This is a genomic window from Paraburkholderia sp. BR10882 (genome assembly GCF_040948855.1).
In the GTDB taxonomy this organism is placed as follows: Bacteria; Pseudomonadota; Gammaproteobacteria; order Burkholderiales; family Burkholderiaceae; genus Paraburkholderia; species Paraburkholderia nodosa_A.
On the sequence record NZ_JBFPKP010000041.1, the window covers coordinates 1 to 22,744 of the forward strand.

17 protein-coding genes and 2 pseudogenes are annotated in these 22,744 nt (G+C 57.8%); 12 read left to right on the plus strand and 7 right to left on the minus strand.

The annotated features are described in order from the left end of the window. Positions 1–128: 128 nt before the first annotated feature. The 3 genes and pseudogenes from AB3X99_RS40365 to AB3X99_RS40375 form a co-directional block, all read left to right on the plus strand. Positions 129–395: pseudogene (locus AB3X99_RS40365) on the plus strand (DDE-type integrase/transposase/recombinase); the annotation flags it as partial. 1,352 nt (positions 396–1,747) lie between these two features. After that, positions 1,748–2,120 (plus strand): annotated as a pseudogene (locus AB3X99_RS40370) (DUF4158 domain-containing protein); the annotation flags it as partial. Positions 2,121–2,368: 248 nt separating this feature from the next. After that, positions 2,369–2,995 (plus strand): hypothetical protein, encoded by a 627-nt coding sequence (locus AB3X99_RS40375; RefSeq protein ID WP_069268831.1) that lies wholly within the window; start codon positions 2,369–2,371, stop codon positions 2,993–2,995. 291 nt (positions 2,996–3,286) lie between these two features. Here the strand turns inward: AB3X99_RS40375 and AB3X99_RS40380 are convergent, their stop codons facing one another. From AB3X99_RS40380 to AB3X99_RS40405, 6 genes are all read right to left on the minus strand, one after another. Beyond that, positions 3,287–3,988: a GntR family transcriptional regulator gene (locus tag AB3X99_RS40380; RefSeq protein WP_342925243.1), complete on the minus strand. Its 702-nt coding sequence runs from the start codon at positions 3,986–3,988 to the stop codon at positions 3,287–3,289. A 526-nt stretch (positions 3,989–4,514) separates the two neighbouring features. Continuing rightward, on the minus strand, positions 4,515–5,978 hold the full coding sequence (locus tag AB3X99_RS40385) for an MmgE/PrpD family protein (protein WP_069268829.1): 1,464 nt from the start codon (positions 5,976–5,978) through the stop codon (positions 4,515–4,517). A 21-nt stretch (positions 5,979–5,999) separates the two neighbouring features. Next, positions 6,000–7,178 carry a pyridoxal-phosphate dependent enzyme gene (locus AB3X99_RS40390; protein ID WP_069268828.1) on the minus strand — a complete coding sequence of 393 codons (1,179 nt, stop codon included), beginning with the start codon at positions 7,176–7,178 and terminating at the stop codon, positions 6,000–6,002. Next, entirely contained in the window at positions 7,178–8,143 is a 966-nt protein-coding gene (locus AB3X99_RS40395) for a succinylglutamate desuccinylase/aspartoacylase family protein (RefSeq protein ID WP_342925245.1), read from the minus strand. The genes AB3X99_RS40390 and AB3X99_RS40395 overlap by 1 nt, the downstream gene beginning before the upstream one ends. A gap of 91 nt (positions 8,144–8,234) precedes the next feature. Further along, positions 8,235–9,431, minus strand: a complete 1,197-nt coding sequence (locus AB3X99_RS40400) for a Xaa-Pro peptidase family protein (protein WP_069268826.1) — start codon at positions 9,429–9,431, stop codon at positions 8,235–8,237. Between the two features lie 2 nt (positions 9,432–9,433). Beyond that, complete coding sequence (locus AB3X99_RS40405) at positions 9,434–10,120, minus strand: GntR family transcriptional regulator (RefSeq protein ID WP_368662011.1); 687 nt, start codon at positions 10,118–10,120, stop codon at positions 9,434–9,436. A 164-nt stretch (positions 10,121–10,284) separates the two neighbouring features. On the opposite strand from AB3X99_RS40405, the gene ehuB reads away from it, so the two are divergent. The 5 genes from ehuB to AB3X99_RS40430 all read left to right on the plus strand — a co-directional run bounded on the left by ehuB (position 10,285) and on the right by AB3X99_RS40430 (position 14,912). Further along, positions 10,285–11,169 carry an ectoine/hydroxyectoine ABC transporter substrate-binding protein EhuB gene (gene ehuB / locus AB3X99_RS40410; RefSeq protein ID WP_069268824.1) on the plus strand — a complete coding sequence of 295 codons (885 nt, stop codon included), beginning with the start codon at positions 10,285–10,287 and terminating at the stop codon, positions 11,167–11,169. A 30-nt stretch (positions 11,170–11,199) separates the two neighbouring features. Continuing rightward, positions 11,200–11,850, plus strand: a complete 651-nt coding sequence (locus tag AB3X99_RS40415) for an amino acid ABC transporter permease (RefSeq protein ID WP_368662012.1) — start codon at positions 11,200–11,202, stop codon at positions 11,848–11,850. Further along, complete coding sequence (locus AB3X99_RS40420; RefSeq protein ID WP_069268822.1) at positions 11,847–12,509, plus strand: amino acid ABC transporter permease; 663 nt, start codon at positions 11,847–11,849, stop codon at positions 12,507–12,509. Before AB3X99_RS40415 ends, AB3X99_RS40420 begins: the two co-directional genes overlap by 4 nt. Before the next feature lie 58 nt (positions 12,510–12,567). Then, positions 12,568–13,350 (plus strand): amino acid ABC transporter ATP-binding protein, encoded by a 783-nt coding sequence (locus tag AB3X99_RS40425; RefSeq protein ID WP_368662015.1) that lies wholly within the window; start codon positions 12,568–12,570, stop codon positions 13,348–13,350. A 416-nt stretch (positions 13,351–13,766) separates the two neighbouring features. Further along, a complete protein-coding gene (locus AB3X99_RS40430; protein WP_342925249.1) occupies positions 13,767–14,912 on the plus strand; it encodes a porin in 1,146 nt (381 codons plus the stop codon). Positions 14,913–15,219: 307 nt separating this feature from the next. Here AB3X99_RS40430 and AB3X99_RS40435 read toward each other — a convergent pair whose 3' ends face one another. Beyond that, positions 15,220–15,759: an Lrp/AsnC family transcriptional regulator gene (locus tag AB3X99_RS40435; protein ID WP_069268820.1), complete on the minus strand. Its 540-nt coding sequence runs from the start codon at positions 15,757–15,759 to the stop codon at positions 15,220–15,222. A 187-nt stretch (positions 15,760–15,946) separates the two neighbouring features. Between AB3X99_RS40435 and mdeB the strand changes: the two genes are divergently transcribed. The 4 genes from mdeB to AB3X99_RS40455 form a co-directional block, all read left to right on the plus strand. After that, positions 15,947–18,661, plus strand: a complete 2,715-nt coding sequence (gene mdeB, locus AB3X99_RS40440; RefSeq protein WP_368662013.1) for an alpha-ketoglutarate dehydrogenase — start codon at positions 15,947–15,949, stop codon at positions 18,659–18,661. Between the two features lie 25 nt (positions 18,662–18,686). Then, on the plus strand, positions 18,687–20,465 hold the full coding sequence (gene ilvB / locus AB3X99_RS40445; protein WP_368607027.1) for a biosynthetic-type acetolactate synthase large subunit: 1,779 nt from the start codon (positions 18,687–18,689) through the stop codon (positions 20,463–20,465). A 99-nt stretch (positions 20,466–20,564) separates the two neighbouring features. Next, a complete protein-coding gene (aceF, locus tag AB3X99_RS40450) occupies positions 20,565–21,938 on the plus strand; it encodes a dihydrolipoyllysine-residue acetyltransferase (protein WP_368662016.1) in 1,374 nt (457 codons plus the stop codon). A 43-nt stretch (positions 21,939–21,981) separates the two neighbouring features. Next, positions 21,982–22,744, plus strand: a 763-nt coding sequence (locus AB3X99_RS40455) for a biotin/lipoyl-containing protein (RefSeq protein WP_368662014.1), incomplete at its 3' end; no start/stop codon positions are given.

Sequence of the window (22,744 nt, forward strand, 5' to 3'; positions counted from 1 at the left end):
GTGCGCCATGCCTATGACTGGAAATCTGCGATGAACCAGTTTGCCATCCTGTTTGGCGAGCGGTTTACGCGGGCGCGCGGGTAGCGTTTTTTTTAACCGCCTCGCCCACAAAAATGCGGACAGGTTCGACGATCCGCCGCTGGTGCGACAAATTCGGCGTGGGCCTCGCACATCGCGTCAAAGTTGCCCGCCGCAAGCCTGGGCGCACATGGCATCTGGACGAAGTCTTCGTTACGTTGCGCGGTGAGCCTTATCTGCTCTGGCGGGCAGTCGACCAGCACGTCGCCGAACTCGACATCCTGCTGCAGAAACATCGCGATAAGGCCGCAGCAAAGCGCTTCTTCAACCGCGTGCTGGCCGCCTGTGCCAACGCGCCACGAAGGATTGTCATCGAACACCAGACCCATTCACCGGAGCAACCATGCGACTATCGCCTGATTCACAGCATATGGCCAGCTATTACCTTCAGCAAGGTTATGACGCGCAGTCCACCACCAACGAGGTTAACCGGCATCGCCCTGGCCGGATTCCCTACCAGGCGGATGACATCCGGCAATTCCGCCAGAATCAGAATGCAGCATCTGTGCTGGGTGGACTGCCCCAACGAGGCAGGGGGCAGTCAGGTCAATCACATGTTCCCCGCGCTTCAATAAACCAACCGACCGTAGCGCCTACTCTTGATCAACAGATCACGCAGTTGCAAGACGAGAGGTCCTACCTTGCAAACGTGGACGGCCGCATCGATCGTCGGATTGCTGAACTGCAAGATCAGTTGCGCAATCCAGCTCCTCCGCCGCAAAGCGCCCCTGCAGGCAGCGGTGGTCCAGCAGCCAGCGCACTGACGCACTACTCTCAAGCCGATCTGACGCGGGAGTTGATTGCGCGCCGCAACCCTCAAGACTTCGCTGGCGCACCATTGCCTTCCGGGATCGATAGTCGCGCAACCGGATCGACGTATGACTCGCGCTATTCCGATGCGTCTGGGCAGCTCCCACCCAGCTCACTTGCCAGTTCCTCAAGAGCGCCAGCAACAGTGACAAATTCCAGCCGCGAGGGCAGGCAGGTGGCAGCCGCGCCCTATCCTCCCCCCTCGCAACGTTCCCGCTCGAGCGCCACAACCGTCAAGCCTATCAATTGCAGCCACAAGCCAGGCGGTGTCGTCAATACGGACACATTTGTTGGATGTGACGTCACCGATGATGAACTGAAGCAAGGCGACAAGAAAGCCCTAGACCGAGTTGCAAGGCGAAAATCAATGTATCAAAAAGCGCAAAAACTAGGCGTAACGACGACCGGCGCGGTTGACCGGGCAGAAAAAGACGCCCGGGCCGCCGCCAAGGGCTTCCCCAGCCGACAGGCGGCTGAGCACGCAGCAAGAGACGCCCTGGCCGCCGCCAGAGGCTTCCCCAGCCGACAGGCGGCTGAGCGCGCAGCAAGAGACGCCCGGGCCGCCGCCAAAGGCTTCCCCAGCCGACAGGCGGCTGAGCGCGCAGCAAGAGACGTCCGGGCCGCCCGTCAGCTAGGGTCGGAGGCAATGGACGCTGATCTTGCCAGAATTCAAGCGGGCGAAAGAGCGTTGGCAGAGAGAGGAGGTATGTCCGTTAACGGGGTATCAACAAGGTAAGCATAAGTTCCTATCATAAGCCTTGGAGTTATAAAGACTGCGCCGGTTATTAGGATTTGTGCAGTAACCTCTGATTTTTCTTGCGCTAATCTGAGCGGCCCTCTGCGATCCGGACGATCCGCAATGGCTACCCTCGAACGCACCGCGTACCCGCGCTTCCCCGAGGTCCTGGCATCCCGGGAACTGCAAACCTGCTACACGCCACTGCCCGACGAGCTCGAATGGGCACGCCGGTCAACGCGCGGCGAGCGACCTCGACTGGGCCTGCTGGTGCTGCTGAAGGTCTTTCAGCAACTGCACTATTTCCCTCCGCTCGATACCATTCCGGCGGCGTCGTTGAACAAGTTCGGGCAGCCGCCGATATCGGCGACACCATGCAATTAGGCTACGACACTGAGACCTCCCCAACGCTGTTCCGGCATTACGCGGCGGTTCGCACCTGGCTCGACGTGAACCGTATTACGGCACCGACGCGAACGCGATCGCGACACGGGCAGGTACCAGCGAACGCACAGAATGATGATCTCCCGATCAAAATGGCGTCCGCCGAACAACCTCTCCGGACTCTTCAGCTTGCTCATCTCGGCTCGTCGGTTCGTTTTGTTCCGACAACTCTAACCCATTCGCCGGCCCTATTTGCACCAGAGCCAGCCAAGGCGGCGAACCCCACAAACAGCATTTCCTTGATTCGCATCAGTGACTTTGCCATTTGGTGGGACTATCTTGCTTGCTAAGCAATAAGAAATGGGTTTTCTTACTGCTACGGAGTTCATCGGGGATACGCGTGTTCTGGGGGGCGGAAGCGAAGGAGTGCTACCGGCCATCGCGTCGTGCGTGCCCATTCAATTCAATGATTTTGCACGAGAGATCATTATGTCAACAGAAGCTGTTGTAGATACCATAAGTTTTCGCAACGATGCCGACCGTGACAAGCTACGCACAGATAGCGGCCTGTCCGAGCAGGAATTTGACGCGGCCTGCAAAGAAGCATATGAGCTGCTCGAAAAAGATGGGGCTATTCTTAACGAATTCAAAATCCGAGCCGTCCGTGGTGCGATTCGTTTTCCATATAAATTGGACATCCCCTTAGCCATAGCGAGCATTCATCTAGAAATTCAAAATCCAGAGGATGGCAAGTACACCGCTGCTGTCAAAAGCAAAATTCTCGGATTTACAATCGGTGAGGCCCTTTTGACATTCTCGGACGGCCAGCTAACTCGTACTGAAAAAATCGGAACAGAAAGCCTCGGTGGCAATTACACCATCACCATACGCGTAAAAGATGGATTCGCCGTGCAATTAGAAGCCCATCTCCACGTAAAAATATTTGGAGTACGCACCGTTGATTTTGGTCCAAAATGGATTTTTTGAACCATTGCCCGCAGCGAATGTAAGGTAAGCGTCAAACCGAGGCCGTCTTGACGATCAGAACTTGGTCTCTGAGAGCCGCTGATTGGCCCCTGACCACGATAAGCACTTATGCGCTACAGGGCATAAGTGCTTACCTTGTCGCTACCCCTTGCCGGGACTCAGTGCCGTTGCGCAGGCTTTGCTTTCGTTCGCGTATGCGCGGGCATGTATCGAGTCGCGGCAGGGTAAAGGAGGCTTCTCGCCGCAGTCCCCGATGCAATTGAGTTAGGCCGACGAGAGGACTGCCTGCATTCAAGGGAAGTCCACGGTACATGCGAGCCTGTCAAACGGCGCTTGGAGGACGCCATAAACGATAATTCCGGGTTCGCTCGTCATCATCCGATATAGCCGCCGCAGCACGGGATAGCCATTGGGAACGCCGAATATTTCTTCCACTTCGGCGGTGGCGGGTGCCGCGTCGATGACCAGATAGGTCCGGGTGACGTGGATCGCGTGCTTGGCCAGAGCGTCGACGACGAAGCGCTCTCCGAACTCGTCCACAATATCGTCGCCGATATCCGGAGAAAGATAGGTCGTGTCGTACACGACTGGCGCATCGTCCATCCAGATCGTTTTTCGGACACAGAGCATCACGTGGTCGGGCAGGGCGATCGTACTCAAGGTCGGATCGGATATTTTCTCTCTCGTGACCGATACTGAACGTATGCTCGAATCGTCAAACGACGGCTGCATCGCGTCGAGTTGATGCAACAGCCGCTTTTGTTGTTTGACGTATGTTCCTTTCCCGGGAATCGATACGAGCGTCCCTGCGGCTTGCAGGTCGCGTAGCGCACGCTTTATCGTAATCGAACTAACACCGAATTCTTCACTAAGCATGGCCGTCGACGGGATCGCGGCGTCGGGAGAATAGGTGCCGACTGCGATGCGTCGACGGAGTTCCTCGCGTACCGTTTCATGCAGCGACGGGGAGGGTTGTAATTGGGGCTTGATCAAGTTGACTCTCGGGCGCGAAAGGTCGATGGGACCAACGGGACTATAGCCCGGGCGTCCATGGATGCCTAGTATCCCAAGCATTTACGGAACGTTTTGCGGACAACGGGCAGCATCCGGCGCACCGCTTTACATCGAAACAGCCCAGGCGTCCTGTGGCGAACTGTCGGATGTCGGAAAGGCGCTAAACAATCGGCGCACCGACATCAACGACGGTTCAGGTCTCACCTTGAAGCTCATGCGCCTCGCAAAATATACTAGGTATCATTTCGGTGTAACCGCCAACTGAAAATAGGGCGATATGGCGCAGCGACCGGCATCCATGGCTTGGGGAGCTTACCCCAAACGGCATAACGGCCCCCGGGGTCGTAACGCGGGCGTCGCGACTGAGCCTCTACGAGAACACCGGGATAGCAACATCACGAGCGCACTCAAGTTTGCCGATCTCGCACTGAAGATCACGAGCTGGCCGATCGGGATCGTTACGTCGGACGCCAAGGGTCCTACTGCCGCTGCTTCGCGATCATCATCAGTCTGCAATGCGCAATAACTCAATGAACTCGCGCATCGAGCCATGGTTTTCCATGTCCATTCCTTGTTCGAAGATTTCCGCGCCTTTCGACACCAAGGCGGTTCCTCGGAGGTTGCGCAGAAACTTCTCTTCCACGTCTGCATCCTCGAACGGACGGCGCCAGTGACCCAGTGGCCATTTCACTGACGTCTCGAGCAAACGACCGTCTGATAGCATGATGGTCACGGACGACATATGCTGATCGATCTTCCAGAATGCTTCCTCAGCGACCGGATCGACTTCGACGTCGATCTTTTCCATCAATTCAAGAACGTCCTCGCTTGCCATCAAGGACGGTTCATACCATTCTCGTCCCGCTTGGAGGGAGAGCGCCGCCATTGCAGATACATACTGGACGGACAATTGGGCATTGATATCGGAAGGCGGTCGCCTGTCGGAGAACCATTCCGATATTCTTGAAATCGTCCGAATCTGAATGCTGCGTATATCTTTGTGGTCAATCGAGTGCTGTTCGGCCAGATTTGAAATTGCTTCGATGGTCGTATGGAGAAATGCGCAGCATGGAAATGCTTTAAAGGACGATTCTCTCGTTCGCCAATTGTGGGCGAGATCAGCAGAAAGCAGGCTGGCATTGAATCGATCGGATCCAATGATGCTAGCGAAACCTCTGTGGGGGTCACTAAGCATCGCGAAGGGGCCGATGATGTCGTGACGTGCGCAGAGTGCGGCCTCGATTCCCGCCAGGGCCATCTGGCCATAGTTCGCCTTGAGTGCATGCGCAGGCTGTCCATACTGGACGTACCACAGAGGCAGACAGGTATTGGCCGCGGCGTGGCCTAGCGCAGAGCGGAACTGCTCTTCCGAGCCGCCAGCGACGACCATGGCGGCGGCTCCGGCAGCCAGGCCGTGCCATGCGTGATATACAGCGAATCGCAGATACACTTCGGGACTGGCTTGCGTGGCGTCGTGCAGTCGGAGACCTGCCTCATAACCGGCGACGACACCGGCGAGAAACCGCTTTGGTGGGGTATTTAGATGTTCGCTGAGCGCCAGCGCGGCAGGTATGACCGTCGCACTTGGATGGCCTACCGCGACGTCCTCGTAGTCGAGAACATCCGACAACCACGCGTTCACCTTGCCAGCCAGCGATGGCGGCATACGCAATGAGGTTCCCAAAACGGTGCAGCCATCTTGTTGTTTGGTGCTCCCGTAGCTGGCCAGGATCTTGCGGCCGAGCACCGTGTCCGTTCCGGCAACAATGCATCCGATCGTGTCCAGCGTCAGCAGTTTTGCCTTATGGACGACGTCTTCGGGAATGCGCTCGTAGCTGAGATCCGTGAGAAAGCGCGCTAACAGCCCGGCGTGTGCATGGACTGGATTGTTCGGAAACAGGATATGGTCCCGGTGTGACGACGCGGATTGCGCGTCAGCCGACGCAGTGCAGTCCTCTTCGTTTATCATTCGTGCCCTCTATGTCTAGAATTATGCTTCGCGAGAAACGTTGATCGCGGATAGCGAATCGCCGAATTCGGGCTGCTCCTTGTAGCCATGCGAAGTGGCCACCATGACGACGCGAGCGTTCTGTCCAATCTGCCCGTGATCTATCAATCTGCGCAGTCCCGTGAGCGAGGCGACACTCGAGCGCTCGAGGTACAGTCCCTCACGCGCGAGTACAAGCTGGTCTGCGATGACCTGTTCATCGCGGACCGCGACACCCACACCGTCAGTCGAATCGAGCGCCAGTAAAGTCTGGCGAGTAACGGTATCGCCTCCGATTGACTCCATGACCGTGTCCCCCGAATAGTCGCTGCAAACCATGCCATGCCCCTGTTGCGCTAGACTGATTCGTGGGAATGGTTCGACAGCGTGAACCTTTGGAATGGAGTGCACCAGACCCGAGTCGCGAAGGTCCCGGTAGCCTTTCGCAATACCCCAGAGCACGTCACCGCGTGCGGTCGGAACGATGATGTCCGTCGGCGGACGCGCCGAAAATTGCAGGTAGAGTTCGAATGCGATTGCGCGATAACCGTCGACGCCAAACGGATTGCTCCCGACGGGCGGCATGATCGAATTTGTGACCGGATACCATTCGCCCTGCCGCACACGCTGGGCGATGAGGGCCCAGCGATCGTCTGGATTTTTGGTCGCGATGATTCGCGCGCCATGCATTTCGATTGCTCTGCGCCAGTTCGGGCTGATTTCCGGTGTCGTCACGACCACACATTCGATACCGGCTCGGGCGGCATAGGCTGCCGTCGAAACCCCGGCATTGCCGCTCGATGCAACCGCGACGGTCGTCGCGCCGACGTCGATCGCTCGCTGGACAACGATTGCACCCATCCTGTCCTTGTGGGAGCCGGTTGGATTGCAGAATTCATTTTTTGTATGCAATGCATCGATGCCCAGTGCGACGGCGAGCCGGGGCAGCGCCGATAGCGGCGTGTTGCCTTCTCCCAGTCCCGTAGCACCGCGATACGACAGCCAGTCCGTGATGTTTTCGGTATTCAGGTCCGCCGGAAAAGCGGTGTAATGCGGTGCGACGCTCGCCGGTGTGCCCGCCCTTTGGCACGACGGGCAACCTTCGAAATAGTCGTCCAGCGCGTGTACTAGCCCGCACTGGATACACTTCATGCCGGAAACGTTGGGATTGAGTCGGCTCATCAGTTCGCTCCCGGGAGGTATGACGTGGCCGCGTCCTCCAAAAGTCCGAAAAGACAATCGCCGCGGCTCGCCAGTGCCGGATGCCGCTTGCAAACGACCAGTCCCGCACGGCGGAAGTAGATTTCGACGGGCGGGTCATGCGGTCGGTCGATCGAATGCAGGAGCCCGGCAAGCTGACCTTCTTCGACTCGCTCGCCGAGCTGCGCCATGGGCTCGAACAACCCGTCGTATTCGGCATACACGAACAGGTCCATGCTCTCGCAACTCATCAACGTGACTTGCGCGGGATCGGGCACGTCGCATGACGACAGGATGCCAAGATGCTTGAGAAGTCTGAGCGAGCCCTCTTCGGCCAGCGTACAGCCGTTGCCTCGAAGCGTGGTACCTCCGCCCAGCTCCGCCGTGATGACCGGCACCCCGAATTGGGCAGCTGCAGCAGGCAGTGTGGTATTGCCGCCGCCACCGGCGCCGTCGGTAAATTCCGCAAGCGGCACGCCGAATACACGCAGCAGGTCGTGCAGGCGTTCGATTTCCGCTTCCGTATTTGCGCTACGGACGAGTGCACACGGCATATAGTCGAGCGAGCGGCCGCCCGAGTGGAGATCAACGACGAGATCGGCCATCGGCAGAAGCACTTCGCAGACATAGTGCGCGATCATTTCGGTGGCGGTACCGTGCGCGCGCCCGGGATAGACGCGATTGAGGTTGCCTCCGTCAATGGGTGAAACCCTTCGCCCCGCCTTGACCGCCGGAAAGTTGAGTGACGGAAGAATGATCACGCGTCCGTGCAGATTGTCGTGGACTAACTGTCTCGCGATGCGCATAAGGCCGATCTGGCCTTCGTACTCGTCGCCATGCGTTCCCGCGAGCAGTACCGCAGTCGGACCGTCGCCATTTTTCACGCAGACGACCGGAATCGGAATCCAGCCATACGCGGACGTGTCGGTGGAAATCGGCAGCCGCAAGCAATCGACTTGCTTGCCGTTCTTTTCGTAGTCGATCGTCGACCAGATTCGTGTAGAGCCTGACATGTGAAACCTATGAGAGATCGGATGTTTATCGAATCACGGGAAGGGTTTCTGGCGAGGGTGGGCACAGGAACTCGATGCCGGACTCGGTGACGAAGACCACTTCCTCGAACTGAAACACAGCGCCATCGCGCTCAAGTTTCGGTTCGATGTGCAGAATCATCCCTGGCTCGATGACCGTCGTGTCGGCCCTCGACAGCGACGGCGGCTCGGTTACGTCGAGGCCACCACCATGACCGATGCGCGATACGGCGCCGTACACCGACCCCAATGCGGCGTCGCGCCACAGTGCGTCGAAGTGTTGGTACACCTCGGAACACGTGATTCCGGGGCGGATATGGTTGACAACATCCAGCGTCAGCAATCTCACCGCCGTGTAGGTCTCGAGTTCCCAATCCTTGGGGTCACCGGCACGAGCGATCCGATTGCGATCGGCCGGATACCCACCATACGTAGCGCGAAAATCGGTCCATACGTAATGACCTACTTCGAGCTTCCGATCCTTCGCCGTGCGAGCGTAGGCGAAATCGCCGCTGGAAAAGAGCATCGCAATCGGATCGGCACTTTCGGCGCCGTTCAGATAGATCTGTGCCTGCATGAGGTAATAAAGTTCGTACTCCGTCATGCCAACATAGGCGTGCTTGATCGTCTGGTCGAATGCCGTATTGACGATCTCATATGCGGTTCGATTGAGATCGGCTTCGAATCTGGACTTGACCAGCCTGACTTTCCAGATCGCATCGGCTGCACTTTTGACGCGACCGCTCGCATCGATCGAACTGAGCGCGTCGATCAATCCCAACGAACCACGTCCGAACATGTCTTGACCATAGTCCACTGCAATATGGACACCGCTCCCGGTCGTCTTGCCCTCTAGCCAGTCCGAAACAGCGGTGACAGCTTCGTCAAGATAGCCTTTGTAGTAGACCGGCTCGAAAATTCGATCTCTGAGCTGGATCGTTGTTGCTTCGCCAAGGCTGCCGAAGAGTGCGAAGTCTTGGGATGAAATGGCAGCGAAGATCGGGCGTGCTTTGTGATCCCAGGAGAGTTCCTGGTAGTCCGTGAAATAGTCAACGTTTTTCTTGTCGGTCAAAACAATAACGTCGATCCCGGCTTTTGCCATTTCCCGGCGGATGTTGGTCAATCGCTGGCGGAGTTCGTTTTCGGGAACCGGGGGAGCCGGCGCACGGAAGACGGCAGGAATGTCGAGTTGAAGTGCAGTCATCTTTAGATCTCCATGTCATGAGACGGAAAGTCAATGGAACAGGCGAGGCGATCAAACGGAGCTTGAACAACGCCATAGATCGTCAAATTCGCGTCGGTGGTAATCATCTTGTAAATGCGACGCAGCATCGGATATCCGTTCGGAACCCCAAATATCTCGGCCGCGCGATCGGAAGCAGGAAAGGCTTCCACAACGATCTGTGTCTTGACGAGCCGGATGCCGCGGCGCTTCAGCGCGTCGACGATAAAGCTGCTGCCGAACTCGTCGATGATCTCGTCTTCTACGTTCGCCGAGAGGTAGCTGGCGTCATAGAGAAGTGGTGAGCCGTCTGATGAGATGACTTTCCTGACGCAGAGCATTGTATGGTCGGGGGCCGCAAGCGTGGCCATGGACGGATCACCGATCTTTTCCCGCGTCACCGAGATCAAGCTGATGTCGGCCCCATGCAGGGACGACATGCGCATATCGAGTTGACGCAGGATTCGCTGCTGTTTCTTCACGTAGGCGCCCTTGCCGCGAATCGTGACCAGCACGCCAGCGGCCTGCAAGTCACGCAGCGCCCGCTTCACGGTAATCACGCTGACATTGAATTCTTTACTCAACATGGCGGTGGACGGAATCGGCATGTCGCTCGCGTATATGCCATTCCTGACCCGCTTGAGAAGTTCGTCGCGCACTGTCTCGTACAAGGACAAAGTTGTCTCCAGTATTGGTCTGTTTATTCAAGCGGCTTTAGATCGACCTTCCAGTTTCGCTACTCGGGTAAACACGAGTGCACCGTCGAAGATCGTTGCTTGACATGCCTGGTATGCCAAGTATACTCAACGCACCAACAAAAGGAAAGGAGACAGTTATGACGATCCAGGTCTGGAGTAAACGGCTGGCGCTTGTTCTTGCTGCGGCGAGCACGCTGATTGGCGGCAGCATCGCCCAGGCGCAGTCAAGCGATAGCCAGGCGATCCACGGTGGGGAAATCACGGTAGGAATTCACAATCAGGTGCCGTGGGGATACCGAAACGCCGATGGCAGCGTTTCTGGCGTCGGTCCTGACATGATCCGGGCCGTTCTCGGTCAGGTGGGTGTCAAGAAAATCAACTTTGTCGTCGTCGACTTCGACGCGCTGATTCCGAGCCTGCTCTCCAAGCGGATAGATGCCGTAGCTTCGGGCTTGGCAATTACCCCGACGCGCTGCAAACAGGTAATTTTCAGCAATCCGGATTTGGCTATCGGCGATGCGCTTCTGGTGAAGAAAGGGAATCCTCTCAATATCCATAGTTATGCGGACGTTGCAAAGAACCCAGCGATTCGGTTTGGCGGCGGACGGGGAAGTTCTGCTGTCGAGCATGCGATCGCTGCCGGAATCCCCAAGGATCGGATTCTTCTGCTTAAAGACGTCGAGTCTTCGGTCGGAGCCATTCTGGCCGGTCGCATTGACGCCGACACCGAATCGGCTTCAACTGTAATCAGTACGCTCAAGGATCCAAACGTCGGCAACCGGCTCGAGCGCGCGACGCCCTTTACCGGGTTGGTAAAGAATGGGCAGCAGGTTGCCAATTACGCGGCAATCGCATTCCGGACGGAGGATTCGAAACTGCGTGACCTGTATAACGCGGGGCTAGCAAAAATGAAGGCCGATGGTTCGATCAAGAAAGTCTTCGAAAAATATGGATTCGGGGAAACCGAGATGGCGCCAACTGACGTAACGGCGAAAGCGGTGTGTGGCGCGGATTATCGATGATCGGGATTTGTCAATCTGAGGAGCGATCGCATGAACTTTCCTGACGTCATTATCGGAATATACAAGGGGTTCGGTATCACCGCGGCCGTCACTCTACTCGGACTCCTGTATGCGGTGCCGTTTGCGCTGGTCGCTGGAATATTGCAGAACTTCGCGACTGGCACTCCGCGCAAAGCAATTACATTCATCATCGAGCTGTGGCGAAGCTCGCCTGTTATTGTGCTGCTCTATGCGTTCTACTATACGCTTCCCGCTTTTGGAATTCATCTTTCCGGGATCACGGTTGGCGCACTCGTGCTCGGACTGAACTCGGGTGCATATAGCAGTCAGTCGGTCCGCGCCGCCTTGCAAGCACTGCCTCGCGGACAATGCGAGGCAGGCTTGGCCTTGGGGTTGAATCGTTTCGAGGTGCTTTGTCTTGTCGAGTTGCCGCAGGCAATCAGAGCCATGATTCCAACGTTCATCAACGATCTTATTCAACTGATCAAGGGAACCGCATTGGTATCTCTTATTACGTTGTCTGACATGACGTTCCGTGCCAAGGAGATCTCGGAGTTGAGCTATAACCCGTTGTTAATTTATTCGAGTCTTTTGTTATCCTATCTGATTCTATGTTATCCAGTGACTATTTTTGGGCGATATCTTGAGACATCGCACGGGAGCCGGCGAGGGCGGTCATGAACTTCGATTTTGATTTTGCGTTGCGAATCGTGCCGCAAGTCCTGGAAGGTGTCGGGAATACGATCCTCGTTGCGATCCTGAGCTTCGTGGGTGCGCTGGCGCTCGGTTTCGTCTGGGAAATGCTGCGCCGTTCCAATGCCGTTGTGCGTCCGATGGTTCAATTCATCATCGATGCGATCAGGTCTACTCCGGCACTTGTTCAGATTTATTTCCTGTTTTTCGTTCTCCCTTCTTACGGAATCGTCTTGCCCGCGTTATTCATCGGTGTATTCGGACTTAGTTTTTACTACTCCGGATATATGGCCGAAGTGTTCAAGGCCGGCATCGACGCCGTTCCGGTTGGCCAGAGCGAGGGTGCGAAAAGCCTCGGGCTCACTTGGTGGGACACCACGGCCTTCGTTATCGCTCCGCAGATGTTGCGAAACGTGGCCGCGCCTCTGGGTGCGTATGCCATTGCGATCCTGAAGTCTACGCCATACCTGGCGGTGATCGCGGTTCCCGAAATGCTAGGCAGCGCAATGGACGTGGCTTCCGAAACCTACCGTTACGCTGAGCCGATGCTTGTTGCTGGTGTGCTCTTTCTGGCACTAGCCCTGATCGCGGTCGTATTGGTCGGAAAGGTCGAGCGCCACCTTGGGATTGGCGCTCCTCAACGATAAGCCGACAGCAGTCTATCAAGACGTTTGAAGTGTTGTGGAGGAAAACATGGTATCCCAAATGTCGCAACCGCGCGAACCGGCGGGGTTGCAAGCGAATACGCCCGAGTCGATCGCGGTAGCAATTGAAGGTGTATCGAAGTGGTACGGCGAATTTCAGGTTTTGCGCGACATCAATTTGAATGTGGCGTTCGGCGAGCGGATCGTGGTCTGCGGTCCGTCAGGATCAGGAAAATCGACGCTGATCCGCTGCATCAATCAGCTGGAGACGCACCAGGAAGGCCGGATCGTTGTGGACGGTGTCGAGATGCACGCGAAGATGAAGGGGTTGTCGCACATGCGCCGAGATGTCGGAATGGTATTTCAGCATTTCAATCTGTTCCCTCACTTGAGCGTGATCGACAACTGTACGCTGGCGTTGATCCGTACTGGCCGAGCGTCGCGGGCGGAGGCCAAGGCGATTGCGATGGAAAACCTCAACCGGGTTCGCATACCGGACCAGGCGAAGAAGTATCCGGCACAGCTTTCCGGTGGGCAGCAGCAACGCGTCGCAATTGCTCGTGCGCTCTGCATGAAACCAAAGATCATGCTGTTTGACGAGCCGACGTCAGCGCTCGATCCGGAGATGATCAAAGAAGTACTCGATGTGATGACCGGACTTGCGAACGATGGCATGACGATGATCTGTGTGACTCATGAGATGGGATTCGCTCGTGAAGTTGCTGACCGTATCGTATTTATGGACGGTGGGGAAGTCATCGAATGTGCACCGCCGGATACCTTCTTCCGCAATCCGACGCATATCAGAGCGAAGAAGTTTCTGAGTCAGTTGTTGCACAAATAATGCGAGGTCGCAGCCGACTTCGATAGGAGGGTATCGGCGGCTGCACCAAAACATCGTGAATCGATGAGGAAATTGAGGCCACAAAGAATCCTGCCGGCGTTCGACGGGGCACGAACCTAACGCTGGCATTACGCTCCGAGAGGTTTATACGTTAGGCCCCCAGGTCGTATTGGAAAACGCGCACTCATAGTTGTCGGAGCGAGGAAGCCCGAGTAGTTCGGGCAACGTTGCGGGACCGCGGTTTCAGCCGAGGTTTGCCGCGCAGTGAGGATCGGTGTGGCATTGCAGGATCGATGCGACCGGGGCGATGAAGAATGCGCGGCTCGGGAAACGGGAGAGCACCACCACTTTATGCAAACTAGTTGTTACGTACTACAAATTGATTTTCAATAACTACCACGTTTGGAGACGATGATATGAAGGCGAAATTGCTGGTGGCGTCCGTATTGGCCGGGATCGGAGTGTCCGCCTATGCGCAAAGTACCGTCACGTTGTATGGACTCATCGATGAAGGTTTTGACTTCACGAATAATGCAGCTGGAAGCCGGGCATACGAGCTACAAAGCGGATACGTGCAGGGTAGTCGGTGGGGACTGAAAGGTACGGAGGACCTCGGTGGCCAGCTGAAGGCCGTGTTTCAGATCGAGAGTGGGTTCAACGTGAACAACGGCAAGCTCGGCCAGGGCGGCCTGATGTTTGGACGTCAGGCATACGTGGGGCTGTCAAGTTCGACGTATGGCAAGCTTACTTTTGGTCGCCAGTATGACTCTGTTGTCGACTACTTCTCGTCGACGACAGCAAATGGAACATGGGCAGGTTATCTGCTCTCGCACCCATACGACAACGACAATACGGATGGCACTTTTCGGGTCAACAATACGGCGAAATATACCAGCCCGAATTTCGGTGGCTTCCAATTCGGTGGCACTTACAGCTTCTCAAATGACACCAATTTCGCCAATAATCGTCAGTATAGTCTGGGAGCACAATATGAGACCGGAAGCATCCTGATCGCGGCGTCCTATCTACAGGCCAACAATCCGTCATCAACCGCGACCGGTGCGATCAACAATGGTGGCGATGAAAATTTTGTGGGTGACCGGCTGCGCATCTTTGGTGCTGGTATCAACTACTATATTGGAAGCGCCACTTTCGGCTTCGCATACTCGAACGTGGATGTGAAGAATCCGGTGAACTCCGGGTACGTGGGCGCTATTACGCCTGTCAGTGGTCCGGCTTCGGACCTCCGCTTCCAGAACTTCGAAATCAATGGCAAGTACCAGTTCACGCCAGCGTTCTATGTTGGCGCGATGTACACCTACACGCACGCGACGATGACCACGGCAGCGGGCAGCTTCCATCCGAACTATCAGACGGTCGGGTTGATGGGTGACTACAACATCTCAAAGCGAACAGACGTTTATCTTCAAGGTGCCTATCAGCATGTAGGAGGAGATACGACGGGTTCAGTGCTGGATTTCGCATATGTACCCGGTGCGTACGGTGTTTCCTCGGGCAACAGCCAGCTCGCTTTGCGCCTCGGGCTCCGTCATAAATTCTAGTCGACTCAGCCAAGCACCAAATCGATGAGATCACGCGGGCTCGAAAACCGATGTCTGTTGACCCAATCTCGCCTCAGCGCGACAGGGGAAAAAGGTGTCGAGCTCGCGTCGTCTAGTGCCGGTGTGAAGATATTAACTGTTCAAGGAACGAGTTCGACTCAATCCTATAGTTCGCGATTCGGTTGAGGTACCAGCGGCCGTGTGCGACTGGGCATTTCAGCTTCTGCATTAACTGTCTTCCCGGTCGACTACTTGTCGGCACAAGGGCGTTACCAGTGCCAACGCTAGACGTTGGCTACTGCCACCCTCAAGTCCACTCCTGAGGCGTTTCCTCGCCACTCGGCAACGTGAGGCCAACGGTCGGCAACGGCAACGCTGTCTTGTACCGCACCTGCTTAAGCGCAAAGCTGGAGCGGATGTTCGACACGCCAGGTATTTTCGTGAGCCATTGGACGATGAAGTGCTCAAGGCTTTGCATGTCCGGCACGACGACGCGCAGCAGATAATCGGCGTCGCCTGTCATCAGATAGCACTCCATCACTTCTGGCCGATCCTCGATCTCCTTTTCAAAAACGCGTAACGCGTCTTCTACCTGTTGTTCGAGGCTAACCTGAATGAACACATTGATACGTAACCCGAGCGCGCCGGCGTCGAGTAGGGTCACGTGTTGGCGGAACAGGCCGAGCTTTTCAAGTGCGCGTACGCGATTGAAGCAGGGAGTGGGCGAGAGGTTAACCGCGCGGGCGAGCTCAGCGTTTGTGATACGCGCATTGTCCTGCAACTGCCGCAGGATCGCGATGTCGGTGCGGTCTAACCGGCGGGTCGGGAGTTTTGTTTCGGACGTCATAGTATGGAAATCTCATGTGAGGCATCGTTACCAGAATTTATACCCTATTTGAGCTGAAAACTCCCCCACAAAAGAGACGCACATTTTGTGATGGGATGGATAAGCTCTTCCCATGTCTTCGAATTCGAAATTACGACCCGCACGAGTCTCGAAGCTCACGAATCTCACTGTTTAGCCTGGAGTTGCCATGACCGATTTATCGAGCGGTGTTCAGCCCGTTCTTGCCCTCAATCAAGCCCGCATGGACAACGACCCGCAGGAAACTGCCGAGTGGATCTCCGCACTGGATGGCGTGGTGGAGCATGTCGGGCTCGGACGTGCCCAGTATCTTTTCGACCGCCTGGCCGCGCATGCATTGTCGAGCGGCATCGCAACGGCGCGTGCGAACGTCACGCCCTATGCGAACACCATCCCGGTCGAACAGCAGCCGCCGTTTCCAGGTGACGTCGATACCGAAGAGCGACTCGCCGCTGCACTACGCTGGAATGCGCTCGCGATGGTGGTGCGAGCGAACCGCGCTTACGGCGAACTCGGTGGACATATCGCGAGCTACGCATCGGCAGCGGATCTTTTCGAGGTTGGATTCAACCACTTCTTTCGCGGTGCGAACGATGCTCATGGCGGTGACCTCATCTATTTTCAGCCCCATTCGTCGCCGGGAGTATACGCGCGCGCATTCCTTGAAGGTTTCCTGAGCGAGCAGCATCTGGAGCACTACCGTCGCGAGATCGCGGGTCCGGGTCTGTGTTCCTATCCGCATCCGTGGCTGATGCCTGACTTCTGGCAGTTTCCGACGGGATCGATGGGCATCGGCCCTATCAACTCGATCTACCAGGCGCGCTTCATGCGTTACCTGCAGAACCGTGGGCTGCTCAAAACGGAAGGCCGCAAGGTCTGGGGCTTCTTTGGCGACGGCGAGATGGACGAGCCCGAATCGATCGGTGCCTTGTCGCTCGCCGCACGCGAGCGGCTCGACAACCTCGTTTTCGTGATCAACTGCAATCTGCAGCGACTTGACGGCCCCGTGCGAAGTAACGGCCGCATCATTGACGAACTCGAGGCGCAATTCACGGGGGCGGGCTGGAACGTCATCAAGGTCGTGTGGGGTTCTAATTGGGACGGTCTTTTCGCACGCGATCGCACCGGCGCGTTGTTGCGAGCGTTTGCTCATACCGTCGATGGACAGTTTCAGACCTTCTCTGCCAATGACGGCGCCTACAACCGCGAACGCTTCTTCGGACAGAACGAGGAACTGGCTGCGCTTGCCGCGCATCTGAGCAACGACGATATTGACCGCCTGCGCCGCGGTGGCCATGACGTACGCAAGCTGTATGCGGCGTACAACAGGGCACTGAAACATGCAGGGCAGCCCACGGTGATTCTCGCGAAGACAATGAAGGGCTTCGGCATGGGCTCGATCGGCCAGGGCCGGATGACCACGCATCAACAGAAGAAGCTCGACGTCGAACAACTGAAAGCGTTTCGCGACCGGTTCCGCTTGCCCCTCTCCGACGAAGACGTCGAGCAGCTGCGGTTCTACAGGCCGGCGGACAACAGTCCAGAAATGCGGTACCTGCATGCCCGGCGCGAAGCGCTCGGCGGGTATCTGCCCCGCAGGCGGACAACCGCGTCGCAAATGCTGCCTGTTCCCGCATTGCCGGCGTGGGGGCAATTTGCGCTGGACGCGAACGGCAAGGAGATGTCGACCACGATGGCGCTCGTGCGGATGCTCGGGAGCCTTCTGAAAAACGCGTCGCTCGGCCCTCGCATTGTTCCCGTAGTCGCCGATGAGGCACGCACGTTCGGTATGGCGAATCTGTTCCGGCAGGTTGGGATCTATTCGCCGCTCGGGCAGCTGTACGAGCCCGAAGACATGGGCTCAATGCTGTATTACCGGGAAGATACGGGCGGACAGATACTGGAAGAGGGCATTTCGGAGGCGGGCGCTGTGTCCTCGTGGGTCGCCGCAGCCACTTCATACAGCGTGCACGACCTGCCCATGCTGCCGTTCTACATCTACTACTCGATGTTCGGTTTCCAGCGCATCGGCGATCTCATCTGGGCTGCCGCTGACCAGCGTGCGCGTGGCTTTCTGATCGGTGCAACGGCGGGGAAGACGACACTCGGTGGCGAGGGTTTGCAGCATCAGGACGGCACGAGCCATCTGGCGGCCTCGACGGTACCGAACTGCCGCGCCTACGATCCGGCATTCGCGTACGAGGTGGCCATGATCGTAGACGAAGGCATGCGCGAGATGATTGAACGTCAGCGCGATGTGTTCTATTACCTGACGGTGACGAACGAGAACTACGCACAGCCTTCACTTCCGGATGCACCCATCGAAAGCGTTCGTGATGGTGTGCTCAAGGGCATGTATCCGCTTGACACAACATCGCTCGATCGGGCTGAGGTCCAGTTGCTCGGTTCGGGGGCGATTCTGGGCGAAGTGCAGGCGGCCGCGCGCCTGCTGAAGGAAGACTGGAACATCGAAGCATCGGCATGGAGCGTCACCAGCTTTACCGAGCTGCACCGGGACGGTGTCGCGTCCGAACGCACCGATCGTTTGTTCGACGAGGATCGCGCTGCCGCTCCGTATGTGACGTCTGCGTTGTCTCCCACGCACGGGCCCGTGATCGCGGCGACAGACTATGTGCGCGCCGTTCCCGAACTCATTCGTGCATATGTGCCGCGGCGCTATGTGACGCTTGGCACCGATGGCTTCGGACGCAGTGACACCCGTGCGGCGCTGCGGGCCTTCTTCGAAGTCGACCAACATTCGATCGCGATTGCCGCGCTGAAAGCGCTCGCGGACGACGGTGCAGTAGCGGTCGAGCTCGTCAGGCGTGCCGTTGATCGCTATGGCAAGCATGACGCGAACCGGGCCGCGCCGTGGCAACGGTGACGGGCAGGCACTACCGGAGCTAATAATGAAGATTGCGGGTGCTGAGATCCAACAGGTTGCGAAAGCCGGCGCTCCGGATACTTCGGGCAGGGACGGCGATGCATCGGGAGCACAGATTGTCCTGTCCGTCCTGCGCGGGGAGGGTGTTGAGACGGTTTGGGGGTATCCAGGCGGCGCGGTCCTGCCGCTTTACGATGCGCTCCACGAATCCATCGATGTTACCCATTTGCTGGTTCGCCATGAACAGGCCGCCGTCCACGCGGCGGATGGTTTCGCGCGCGCGACGGGAAAGGTCGGCGTAGCGCTGGTGACATCGGGGCCGGGTGTGACGAACGCGGTGACAGGCATTGCGACTGCCTATTTCGATTCCATTCCGATGGTGGTGATCTCCGGTAACGTGCCCACACACTCTATCGGAACCGATGCGTTTCAGGAGTGCGATGCTGTCGGAATTACCCGGTCGATCGTCAAGCATAACTTTCTGGTGCTGGATGTCTCTCAACTGGCGAAGACGCTCAAAAGCGCGTTTCATATCGCCCGCACCGGACGCCCCGGGCCTGTGCTGGTGGATATTCCCAAAGACGTGCTTCAGGCGAAGACGCCATTGCGCATACCTGAATCCGTCACGCTGCGATCCTACCGTCCGCGCACGGAACCTCATGCGGGACAGGTGCGGCGGGCCGCCGAGGCGCTCGCGCGCTCGCGCCGGCCATGCATTCTCGTTGGCGGCGGAGCGGTTGCATCGGCTGCCAGCGGGGAGATTGCGGAACTCGTGCGGCGACTCGATGCCCCGGTGACGAACACGTTGATGGCGCTTGGCGCCTTTCCCGCTTCGGATAGGCGGTGCCTCGGAATGCCAGGACTGCATGGAACGTACGAAGCCAACATGGCGATGCAGCATTGCGACGTACTGATTGCGCTCGGTGCGAGATTCGATGACCGGGTCATTGGAAATACCGGGGACTTTCGGTCAGATAGCAGGACGACTATTCATGTTGATATTGATCCCGCGACAATCGACAAGCGGGTGCAGGTTGACATTCCGATCGTGGGAGACGTGAAGACCGCGGCGCGCGCGATACTGAGACAGCTCGAAGCACAACGTATTCATGCTGGGCACCGGAAGGACTGGTGGACACAGATTGAGACTTGGCGTGAGAAGCGCTGCCTCGCCTATGAGCCGGCAGAAGATGTAATCAAGCCTCAGTTCGTCATTCAGCGACTTTGGGAGGCTACCGGAGGCGATGCCTATATCTGTTCGGATGTCGGACAGCACCAGATGTGGGCCGCGCAGCTGTATGGATTCGATAAACCTCGCCGATGGATCAACTCGGGAGGCCTCGGAACCATGGGTGTCGGACTGCCCTATGCGATGGGCGTCAAACGCGCGCTTCCGGACGCGGATGTGGTCACAGTAACCGGAGACGGCTCGATCCAGATGTGTATCCAGGAGTTGTCGACCTGCAGGCAGTACGACCTCGGGGTGAAAATCGTTTCCCTCAACAACGGCTATCTCGGCATGGTAAGGCAGCTGCAGCATGTGACTTATAGCGACCGTTACTCCCACTCGTACATGGACGCGTTGCCTGACTTTGTCGCACTTGCCCGCGCTTATGGGCATGTCGGCTTTCGCATCGATCGACCATGCGATGTCGAGCCCGTGCTGCGCGAAGCACTTGCCATGAAGCAGCGTACGGTATTCATGGACTTTGCCATCGATCCGTCCGAGAACGTCTGGCCTATGGTTCGAGCGGGCGCGGGACTGACGGACATGCTGATGAATTCGCGCGATGTCGACCGGTAGTTCAGCATGGCTAATGTTCAACATAGCCAGGACTTCGGGCAGCCCGGCGCCTGCTGCCTGTTCTGGCATTGACGCATTCGCGAGAAACACTACGCAACGATCGTTGCGCTCGCCTTGGACCGCGATTGGGAGATTACTGAAGTGCGTGTAACAGAGATTAAGGTGCCTGACATCGGCGACTACAAGGGCGTCCCCGTCATCGAGGTACTGGTTGGCCCCGGTGATGTAGTACGGGAGGAGCAATCGCTGGTTACGCTGGAGTCGGACAAGGCCACCATGGACGTGCCCAGTCCTTTTGGTGGCGTCGTTCGGGAAATAAAGCTCAGGGTCGGCGATGCGGTGTCGGAAGGTTCGGTCATCCTGCTCATGGAGCCGCAAGGTGCGGCGGCCGAGGCGGTCACCGGTAAGGTTGACGCGAGCGAGAAGACCGGGCGTCGAGATGGCTCACCCATTGTTGATGAGGAGCGCAGTCCGGCAGGTCATCCATCCGCGCCTGCGCCAGCGGCCGTGATCCCGGAGAAGGAGGTTGGGCTGAGCGGATCAAGCCATGCTTCGCCGTCGGTGCGTAAACTGGCGCGCGACCTCGGCATGGACATCACGCGAGTTCAGGGCACCGGGCCGAAGGGCCGCATCAGCCAGGACGACGTCACCGCGTTCGTGAAGGGCGTGATGACGGGCGCGCTCGCTGCGCCGGCTGGCGCTGCCGCTGGAGTAGCCCCAGCGGCAGCGAGCGGTACGGGCCTGAACCTGCTGCCGTGGCCGAAGGTCGATTTCACGAAGTTCGGCCCGATCGATACGCATCCGCTGTCGCGCATCAAGAAGATTTCCGGCGCGAACCTGCACCGCAACTGGGTCATGATCCCGCACGTCACGAACAACGACGAAGCGGACATCACCGACCTCGAAGCGCTGCGCGTGCAGCTGAACAAGGAAAACGAGAAGGCGGGCGTGAAGTTCACGATGCTCGCGTTCGTCATCAAGGCCTGCGTCGCGGCGCTCAAGAAGTTCCCGGCGTTCAATGCGAGCCTCGACGGCGACAACCTCGTCTTCAAGCAGTACTACCACATCGGTTTTGCCGCCGACACGCCGAACGGCCTCGTCGTTCCGGTGATCCGCGACGCGGACAAGAAGGGTCTCGTCGACATCGCGAAGGAAATGGCCGAGCTCTCGAAGCTCGCGCGCGACGGCAAGCTCAAGCCGGACCAGATGCAAGGCGGCTGCTTCTCGATCTCGTCGCTCGGCGGCATCGGCGGTACGCATTTCACGCCGATCATCAACGCACCGGAAGTGGCGATCCTCGGCCTGTCGAAGAGCGCGATGAAGCCGGTGTGGGATGGCAGGCAGTTTGTGCCTCGCCTCATGCTGCCCCTGTCGGTTTCATGGGATCATCGCGTCATTGATGGCGCAGAAGCTGGCCGCTTCAATGCCTATCTCGTCACGATTCTGGCCGACTATCGACGGGTATCGCTTTGATCCGCGACGAGCTCCGGTACAACCGCAGGGAAGAAATCAATCCATGACGCTTATCGATGTAAAAGTGCCGGATATCGGCGACTTCAGGGACATTGAGGTCATTGAAGTCAACATCAAGACCGGTGATGTGATCGAGAAGGAGCAGACGCTGCTCTCGCTCGAGTCGGACAAGGCCACGATGGAAGTGCCCAGCGACGTCGCGGGCACGGTGAAGGAAGTGAAGATCAAGGCTGGCGACAAGGCTTCGCAGGGCACGGTGATCGCTCTGGTCGAGGCTTCAGAAGGCGCAGCGGCGCCGGCTCCGAAGGCTGAAGCGCCGAAGGCAGCAGCGCCGGCGCCGCAAGCCGGCAGCTTCAGCGGCAGCGCCGATGTCGAATGCGACATGCTCGTGCTCGGCGCGGGCCCCGGCGGCTACTCGGCGGCGTTCCGCTCCGCCGACCTCGGCATGAAGACCGTGCTGGTCGAGCGTTATTCGACGCTTGGCGGCGTGTGCCTGAACGTGGGCTGCATCCCGTCGAAGGCGCTGCTGCACACGGCGCTCGTGATCGACGAAGCCGAAGCGCTCGGCTCGCACGGCATCACGTTCGGCAAGCCGCAGATCGACCTGGACAAGTTGCGCGACTTCAAGTCGGGCGTCGTCAAGAAGCTGACGGGCGGCCTCGCCGGCATGGCGAAGGCACGCAAGGTCGAAGTCGTGACGGGCGTGGGCGCGTTCCTCGATCCGAACCACATGGAAGTGGTGGGCGAGAACGGCAAGAAGATCGTCAAGTTCAAGCAGGCGATCATCGCTGCGGGTTCGCAGGCCG